The organism is Chitinimonas violaceus, from assembly GCF_052601015.1.
In genome coordinates this window covers 85728-94110 of the sequence record NZ_JBQXDJ010000010.1, presented here as the reverse complement: position 1 = coordinate 94110, position 8383 = coordinate 85728, and the positions used below count along the sequence as shown (strand labels likewise).

Genomic DNA, 8383 nt, shown 5'->3' with positions numbered 1-8383 from the left:
CAGCCCATTCGGATTCATACTCTGACCGATGTTCAAAAACCATACGGACAGCGCGTTCTTTGACTTCTGGCGAATACTTGGTTGGCTTCTTCATAACTCCATTCTCTCAAGAAATGGAGCCTCCTCATTATCCGGGGGGATTCAATCGGGGCCCGGATAGCAGTGGCGCCCCTGCTGCACACAATTTATCGGTCAGCTCTTCAACCGCCCTTGCTGAACCCGTTGCAAAAGCCAAGTGTACGAGACCTCGCGCCTGCTGATGTACATCGTTGGCGTTGTCGGGAATCCCTGCCTTCTGCATCAATTCCAAACGCGCGCCGCTATCGAAATACAAGAAGTAGGACGAAAAACCACTACTCGGGTTTTGATAACGGTCGCTGGCTGAGCCCTTGAACGTGCCGGTATAGAAATCCTTCATCCGCTCCAAGTCATTCACCCAAAGTGCTACATGATCGATTCGCATAGCCATCACCGCATAATATTGCAAAATAACGCAGCAATATTTGCACAAAAACGCACGAATTGCGACAATAGCAGCAAAATATCGCATAACAATTAAAAAATCTGCAAAGGTCGTCAGCCATGTTTGCCCCGGAACGCCGCCAACACATACTCGATACGCTCACTCAGGAAGGGCGGGTGGAAGTTAGCCAATTGGCAGCAGAGCTTGGCATTTCAGAAGATACGGTACGGCGGGACCTGAAAGCGCTAGCAGACCAAGGTGTGCTGCAAAAAACACATGGTGGAGCCGTATCGTTGGCGACGGCGCAAATTGCCTTCCCAGCACGTAGCCAGGTACGCCGGGCGGTAAAGACGCGAATTGGCGAGCGTGCTGCACAACTTGTACAGCCCTATCAAACCCTGTTTATTGATGCAGGGACGACAGCGATGGCGTTGGCAAGTGCAATTGGCGACCAACCCGTGCGGGTGATCACCAATTCACTCGACGTTGCGCAATTACTGAGTGAACGGGCTTCGGTTGAATTGATCGTGACTGGTGGGGAATGGTCGCCAACCGAGCATCACCTCAGCGGCACCGCTGCATTGGCCACAGTTGCACGCTACCGTGCTGATCTTGCATTCATCGGTACATGCGCCATCCACCCCAAACTGGGGCTCACAGCCAATACCCAGCTCGATGCTGAACTGAAAGCAAGCATGCTGGCGCACGCAGCCCAAGGTATTCTGCTAGCCGACGCAAGCAAGTTTGGCCACATTGCACCACACTTTGTGACTGAGTTAGCCGCCTTCAGCCATCTGATTACCGATCAACCTGCCGACTGGCTGACAGAAGTAGCCAGCAAGCTCACCGTATTAACGGTACCCACCGACGAGACAAGCAGCAATCAATAGGCGATGTGCCAGCGGCGATAGACAAACCCCAGCAACCAAGCTGGGCCAACCAGCAAGAACTTGATATCTTCAAAGAATGAAGGCTTCTTGCCTTCCACCTTGTGCCCGACGAACTGTCCTATCCACGCCAGGATGAATATCACCAGGCTGATGTAAAACACCTCACCGAGCTGACTTAGCACCAGCAGCATCAACCCGGCCAGCACCAACATACCTGTAGCAATCGGCAGACTGAGGCGAAGGTAATAACCCATAGCGAAGAGAACAAAACCCATCGCCAACCAGGGTGAAGCTGCCCACAGCATACCGAGCAGACTGAAAGTGATCAGGGGAACACATAACCAATGCACCCGCTTGTTGAAAGGGTGCTGATGGCTTTCACCATAGCGATCGAACAACAGGTCAATGGTCCGCATGGTAGTTCCTCCCACAATCCAAGAACCTGTTTACGATCTTACTGCGCAGCCGTAATCAAGGCGTATATGCTGCTCATGACAGATCGTAAAAAGGTTCTAAACGTATTTCATGATTGTGGAGCTAAACCTGCCCCAAAAACCAGTTAACGATATAAAAGTGGTCTTCAAACAACTGTTCTTCCATGCGGTTGAACTCGAATAGCGGCACCCATTTGGCACGATCCGTATCATCGTCGCCACGTACTTTGGGCAAGCCTTCGCTGGTTGGAGCCAGTTCAATAAGAAACGCATGGGTAATGGTGCGGCCGCGCAGCGAACGTTGGGGGTGATCGAACACCCGACTGGCGCGAATCGAGCCACCTAATACCGGTGCAGGGACCTTCAACCGTGCTTCTTCGCGCAACTCACGAATCACTGAATCCTTGATCCGCTCATCCGGGTGGACAAAACCACCCGGCAATGCCCACAACCCCTTACCCGGCTGAGAACGGCGACGCATCAGCAGTACATGGCCGGAATGAATCACTACCGCGTCGACCATCACAAAAGTGGGGGGATAAGGGGAAGCTGCCCAGCTTTGCCGGTAACGCTTCAGAAAGAGATATTCGCTTTGCAGGTTGGCAAAGGTTTCTGAATCGCGGAACGCATTGAGCCACTCAAACACCGGCGGTGGCAGCAAACCCGAACAAGCTGGCCAGTCGCCTTGGCGGTCTGGATCAAAAAACATATGCCGGACACGCGAGGCATGCACATCGGGCAGTTCCGGCGCTTCCAAACGCTGCCATTGAGGAAACAGTTCCAGGTATTCCGCATTGCCCTTCTTCGCCCCTCTAGGCGGGCCAACGATACCGATGCGAAACTGCGCCTGACGACTGCCCACATCCGAGTTATCCACGGCGATCACCCGGTCGACCAGATTCTGCACTTCGGTCAGCCACTGCTGGTCGTTGTACATACGGTCGGAAATCCCCACCACGAACACCCGTGACTGCACTTCTTCCGGCAAAGCCAAACGGATCATCCGCTCGCGGTCCTCCACCGTGAATGGGTGCATCGGATTCCGCGCCTGGCGTGCCGAACCACACAACACAATCACCTTCTCAGAACGCGCTAACGCATGCTGCAAGGTCCAAAGATGACCATTGTGAAACGGCTGAAAACGGCCGATGAAGATCAGGTAATCGAACTCATGCATAGGTTTTCCGCAAATAACAGGAATAAAAAAGGGCAGGTTGATCTGCCCTTATTAAAACGAAGATATCAATCAGGCTGGCACAGCGACCCTTTCTGGGGCTGTAACCTTTTGCATCTGCGCCTCACTGAACGCAAGCATTCTTTCGATCGGCAGGCGGGCGGCATCCATCTGCTCGGCAGTCAGATAGTCGATCCGCGTCCCTTCGCCGGCTTGCGCGCGCTGCACCCGCTCCACGTTGTTCATCTTCATATAGGGGCATTGGTTGCACTGGCAACCCGCATAAATCGGCGCTTGTTTGATCTTCAGATCAGGCCGCGCCAAGCCCATGTTATAGAGAATGCCATCCTCGGTAGCGACAAAGATGGTGGCATCGGGCTCACGGTTGAACGCCTTCACCCAATTGAGCATCCCGCTGGTCGAGCCGACATAATCAGCACGCTTAAGTACAGGCAGCGGACTTTCCGGGTGGGCGATCAAATACTTTGGCCCTTCAACTGCCGCCATGCCTTCATTCAGCGCGGTCTCGTTGAACTTGTCATGCACTTCGCACACAGCCGACCATAGCGGCATGTCGTAACCATACTGATAATTCAGGTAAGCACCCATATTGCGATCGGGCGAGAAAATCACTTTCTTACCTTCGGCATACAAGTGGGCGATGATGTCATCCACATTGCGGCTGGTGACAATCCAATCACTCAGGGCTTTATGTTCGGCCGAACTATTGATGTAGGACACATGCGAATAATCAGCATGCTTCTCGCGCCAGGCCTTGAGGCGCTTGACGTCAGTCTGGGTAACGAGTGAACACGTAGAACCCGCATCCGGCAGGATCACTTCAGCTTGCGGGTTGAGAATCTTAGCGGTTTCTGCCATGAAGCGCACACCGGCGAAGACGATGACATCCGCCTGGGCATCACGGGCAAACAAGGAGAGTTCGAGGGAGTCGCCGACTTTATCGGCCATTCGTTGGATTTCCGGCGCGGTGTAATAGTGCGCCAGCGTAACGACACGCTTGGACATGGGAGTTCCTTCCATGTAAACAACCACCTTTCCGGCGGCCAACTAAGCCTGACATTGCAGGCGGTTCTTGCAAGCTGCCCGCGGAATCCCCGCTCTTGGTACTGCACAGCACATCTGCACCATAACAAAATCAATAAGATTGCGCTACCCACCCGCCAGACATCTCCCAGCTTGGCGCTTCATGGTGTAGGGTTGTATCGATTCCTTCCTGTGTGCCCATTATGTCCCTCATCCCTTTCGACGCGGCCCTGCAAGCCTTGCTGGATGCCGCACAGCCAACAACTCACCACGACACCCTGCCGCTGATGGACTGCGATGGACACGTCCTTGCCACCTCCATCACCGCGCCCATCAACGTACCGGGCTTTGACAACAGTGCGATGGACGGTTACGCCTTACACCTGAGTGACTTCAAGGCCGTTCCTCACAGCCTCCCAGTAGTGCAGCGTATCGCGGCAGGTGAAATGGGTAAGGCACTGGAACCCAATACTGCAGCGCGTATTTTTACAGGCGCCCCCATCCCACCCGGCTGCAATGCGGTTGTGCCACAGGAAGAGGCCGAGGCCACAGCAAGCAGTGTTCAGGTGAAAGCGATAATCAGGCCCAACCAGCATATCCGTCGTTTGGGTGAGGACATCGCAGAGGGCAGTGAAATCCTACAGGCGGGCCAACGCCTTGCACCACAACACATTGCCCTTGCTGCCTCACTCGGGATCGCAACACTGCCGGTATTCAAGCCGCTACGGGTCGGCCTCTTGTGTACAGGAGATGAACTGACTCAACCTGGCCAACCATTGCCGGCCGGGGGAATCTATAACTCCAACCAGTTTGCAATTGCCACCTTGTTGGCCCGGCTGGGCTGCCAAGTTCAGAACTTTGGCCAAGTGGCGGACACCCAAGCCGCAACCATGACTGCGCTGCAACAGGCTGCAAGCACATGCGATGTCGTGATCACCTGCGGTGGCGTATCAGTCGGAGAAGAAGATCACGTCAAAGCCGCCGTCAGTAAGCTTGGGCAACTTGACCTGTGGCGCATCGCCATCAAACCAGGGAAGCCTCTGGCATTTGGCAAGGTAGGCAATGCCGATTTCATTGGCTTGCCAGGCAATCCGGTCAGCGCCTTCCTGACCTTTGTTCTACTGGCACGGCCCTTTTTGCAAAAACGCATGGGGGCCAACGTTATCCCCGCACAACCCTTGACGCTACCAGCTGCATTTTCCTGGCCCCGTGCAGATAAACGCCGCGAGTTCCTGCGCGCCCGTCTGGTCCCTCAGACTGATGGCACACTGGCTGTAGCCCTTTACCCTCAACAAGGCTCAGCCGTCATGAGTGGCCTAGCCTGGGCAGATGGTCTGGTGGACCTGCCACCCGATACTGTGGTGCAAATCGGCCAACCTATTCACTATCTTCCACTCAATGCGTTACTACACTGATAAGAAAGGAGATAGGCAACTTTCAGTGCAAAAAGAAGACAAAGTTGACGGGCTTAGCGCGGGTTCCCCCGTATACCACTGCCAGCTGCTACACAGTGCCGTTGGTTTTTCTTCTGCCTCCCAACTCAGCCCAGCAAATACCGTAAACAGTACTTCATAAATATCATGCAGATCACCTTGCTCTATTTCGCCCGCTTGCGGGAAGCATTTCAAATAGGTCGGGAATTGCTCACGCTTCCCAGTGAAGTACATACCATTGCCGAACTCATTGCGCACCTCCGTACACGTGGCGGCGTCTGGGCAGCAGAACTGTCAACCGACCAAGTATTTCGAGTAGCAATCGACCAGGACCTGGCCGAGTTTTCCGCACCATTACACGAAGGGGCTGAAGTCGCCATCTTCCCACCGGTTACAGGGGGCTGAATGCAGACGCCACCTACACCCCACATCGCCATATCTGTGCAGACAGATGACTTTGACCTTGGCAAGGAAGTGGATGCGCTAAGTAAACCTGACCGCGGCATTGGAGCGATCGTCAGTTTTGTGGGGCTGGTGCGTGATCTGAATCTTGCTGCCGATGTCGTGTCCTTGTCATTGGAGCACTATCCGGGCATGACCGAAAAAGCGCTGCAGCACATCGCACAGGAAGCAGCCATGCGTTGGTCCTTGAATGGCATACGTATCATCCATCGCGTCGGTGATCTGCACCCCGGCGATCGTATTGTCATGGTGCTAACTGCCAGCACGCACCGACACACCGCCTATGAGGCCAATACCTTTATCATGGATTACCTCAAAACCCGTGCACCCTTCTGGAAAAAGGAATGGACTCCGGAAGGCCCCCGCTGGGTTGAAGCGCGCGAAGCCGATGCTTCGGCTGCTGCACGCTGGCACCAGATTGTCAGTGAGCGTTATGGGAACGAAGACCACGACTAGGAGCCTGTCTGCGATCTTACTGCGCAGCTGTGATCAGGGCTCATGTGCTGCTCGAGATCCTCATGTACAACAGTACATTCCGGTTTCTACGCTGCGCTTCACCCTGTTGACAACTGCTCGTTACAGATCGTGAATAAGTTCGATAGCGCTTATTAGACACCTGCGGCAAATACTCTCCCCACCACTACTCAGTAGACCAACAATGAGCTCCCCTCTTACCCACTTCAATGCTGCAGGCCAAGCCCATATGGTCGATGTAGCAGCCAAACCCGAAACACATCGACTAGCCGTGGCTCAAGGCCACATCCGTATGCTGCCGGCGACGTTCGCATTGCTTAACGAAGGGGATGCGAAAAAAGGTGACGTGTTGGGTGTAGCGCGGTTGGCAGGCATCATGGCTGCAAAACGCACCGGTGAATTGATCCCACTTTGCCACCCATTGCCACTTACGCATGTCAGTGTCGACTTCAAACTGGATGCTCAGCAATCTCTGGTGACCTGCATAGCCAGTACAGAAACGGTAGGCCGGACGGGCGTGGAAATGGAGGCCATGACAGCTGCCAGCATCGCGCTCTTGACCATCTACGATATGCTCAAAGCTACGGACAAGGGTATGCGCATCGAGGCAGTACAGCTGATTGAGAAACGTGGAGGAAAATCTGGTCACTGGCTCGCAACAGGTTCGGAATAAGTAGTTACAACCAGTTTACGATCAGCGCATAAGCCTCGATCACGTCCGTGCAGCAAGATCGAAATGGGCTCAGCCGTTGCTAGGTCGTGCCGGCCGTAGATGCTGCGTTCCCTGTTTGAGCCAATTGGGCAATCCATCGCCAGCCAGGGGCTTGGATACATAAAAGCCTTGCGCCACGTCACAACCGAGTAAACGGATCAATTGCCAATCGGCCGGGTTCTCCACCCCTTCCGCCACCGTTGTCAGGTGCAGCTTCTTGCCCATCTCTATCGTACTTTGCAACATCACATGCAAATGCGGCTTTTCCGAAGCGCCATGGACCAGGGACCGATCTATCTTCAACTCGGTAAAAGGAATACGTGACAACTGCTGCATAGACGAAAAACCAGTACCAAAGTCATCAATCGATAACCCAAACCCCTTAAGGCGCAAACGGGCCAGCGTTCCCAAGGACAGTGCCAGATCAGACATCACGGCTGTCTCGGTAATCTCCAGCACCAGATATTTGGGTTCGATACCAATACGATTGGTTACCGCCGCGATCCTATCAGCAAGGTCGGGGGTGGATAGCGACAGCGCAGACAGGTTGACCGCCGTACTGATCGTCATCCCCCGTGCATGCCAGTCACGCAGCTGCTTGAGAGAGGTCTCCAATACCCAGTCTGTCAACTCATCGATCAATCCATTGTCTTCGGCAAACGCAATGAAACGTGCCGGCGCAAGCAAGCCTAATTCGGGATGTTGCCAGCGCACCAGTGCCTCCACGCCACGCATTACCCCAGAATGGGATGTCACCTTGGGTTGATAGTGCAATATCAATTGCTTGTTACGGATCGCCTGCTTGAGTTCCTCGGCACCGAAACGGTAGGACTGCTCTTCTTCCGACTCATGATCTGGAGCAGAGTCGGATTGAAACTTGCCCAATAGCGCCACAAGGTTGTCATACGACAAAGGTTTCTGTGCAATACCCAGTACCGTTAAGCCATGCTCACGTGCCATGGTCTCCACAGTGGAGAGAATGCTGGTTTCCCTGCTGGATACCACGATCAAGGAGTTGACCTGCTGCGACTCGGCAATATGCCGGATGAGCTCTACACCATCCATATCCGGCATTTCCAAGTCGGTCATCATAATGTCCAACTTACCGCAATCTTTCAGCACTTCGAGCGCATGGCAGCCGTTCTCTGCCTCGAACACCTTTGTTATTCCCAGATGAGCAAGCAAATCAACCGCATGGAGGCGCTGTGCTGCGCTATCCTCGACCACCATGATGCTGAGTTCCGTATTTACAACCATAGCCACTCCAGCTACAGACAAAATAGGCAAAACCATCAAT

General features: G+C 54.0%; 10 protein-coding genes. 5 read left to right on the top strand and 5 right to left on the bottom strand.

Features of this window, described 5'->3' with window-relative positions; genetic code table 11:
- Positions 1–127 precede the first annotated feature (127 nt).
- On the bottom strand, positions 128–463 hold the full coding sequence (locus ACUHMQ_RS05610; protein ID WP_445294465.1) for a VOC family protein: 336 nt from the start codon (positions 461–463) through the stop codon (positions 128–130).
- Between the two features lie 119 nt (positions 464–582).
- On the opposite strand from ACUHMQ_RS05610, the gene ACUHMQ_RS05605 reads away from it, so the two are divergent.
- Positions 583–1353 carry a DeoR/GlpR family DNA-binding transcription regulator gene (locus ACUHMQ_RS05605; RefSeq protein ID WP_445294464.1) on the top strand — a complete coding sequence of 257 codons (771 nt, stop codon included), beginning with the start codon at positions 583–585 and terminating at the stop codon, positions 1351–1353.
- On the opposite strand, the gene ACUHMQ_RS05600 is transcribed toward ACUHMQ_RS05605, so the two are convergent.
- From ACUHMQ_RS05600 to nadA, 3 genes are all read right to left on the bottom strand, one after another.
- The gene (locus ACUHMQ_RS05600) at positions 1347–1769 is read right to left on the bottom strand and encodes an Mpo1 family 2-hydroxy fatty acid dioxygenase (RefSeq protein WP_445294463.1); all 423 of its coding nucleotides are present in this window, start codon (positions 1767–1769) and stop codon (positions 1347–1349) included. The two genes, ACUHMQ_RS05605 and ACUHMQ_RS05600, sit on opposite strands and share 7 nt — an antisense overlap.
- A gap of 121 nt (positions 1770–1890) precedes the next feature.
- Positions 1891–2964: a bifunctional nicotinamide-nucleotide adenylyltransferase/Nudix hydroxylase gene (locus ACUHMQ_RS05595; RefSeq protein ID WP_445294462.1), complete on the bottom strand. Its 1074-nt coding sequence runs from the start codon at positions 2962–2964 to the stop codon at positions 1891–1893.
- Positions 2965–3033: 69 nt separating this feature from the next.
- Positions 3034–3987, bottom strand: coding sequence for a quinolinate synthase NadA (nadA, locus tag ACUHMQ_RS05590; protein WP_445294461.1), 954 nt, complete (start codon positions 3985–3987; stop codon positions 3034–3036).
- A 221-nt stretch (positions 3988–4208) separates the two neighbouring features.
- On the opposite strand from nadA, the gene ACUHMQ_RS05585 reads away from it, so the two are divergent.
- The 4 genes from ACUHMQ_RS05585 (at position 4209) to moaC (ending at position 7047) form a co-directional block, all read left to right on the top strand.
- Complete coding sequence (locus ACUHMQ_RS05585) at positions 4209–5420, top strand: molybdopterin molybdotransferase MoeA (RefSeq protein WP_445294460.1); 1212 nt, start codon at positions 4209–4211, stop codon at positions 5418–5420.
- A gap of 165 nt (positions 5421–5585) precedes the next feature.
- The gene (moaD, locus tag ACUHMQ_RS05580; protein WP_445294459.1) at positions 5586–5843 is read left to right on the top strand and encodes a molybdopterin converting factor subunit 1; all 258 of its coding nucleotides are present in this window, start codon (positions 5586–5588) and stop codon (positions 5841–5843) included.
- The gene (gene moaE / locus ACUHMQ_RS05575; RefSeq protein ID WP_445294458.1) at positions 5844–6356 is read left to right on the top strand and encodes a molybdopterin synthase catalytic subunit MoaE; all 513 of its coding nucleotides are present in this window, start codon (positions 5844–5846) and stop codon (positions 6354–6356) included. It begins immediately after the preceding gene.
- Positions 6357–6558: 202 nt separating this feature from the next.
- Positions 6559–7047 carry a cyclic pyranopterin monophosphate synthase MoaC gene (moaC, locus tag ACUHMQ_RS05570; protein WP_445294457.1) on the top strand — a complete coding sequence of 163 codons (489 nt, stop codon included), beginning with the start codon at positions 6559–6561 and terminating at the stop codon, positions 7045–7047.
- A gap of 69 nt (positions 7048–7116) precedes the next feature.
- Here moaC and ACUHMQ_RS05565 read toward each other — a convergent pair whose 3' ends face one another.
- Positions 7117–8343 carry a GGDEF/EAL domain-containing response regulator gene (locus ACUHMQ_RS05565; RefSeq protein ID WP_445294456.1) on the bottom strand — a complete coding sequence of 409 codons (1227 nt, stop codon included), beginning with the start codon at positions 8341–8343 and terminating at the stop codon, positions 7117–7119.
- Positions 8344–8383 lie beyond the last annotated feature (40 nt).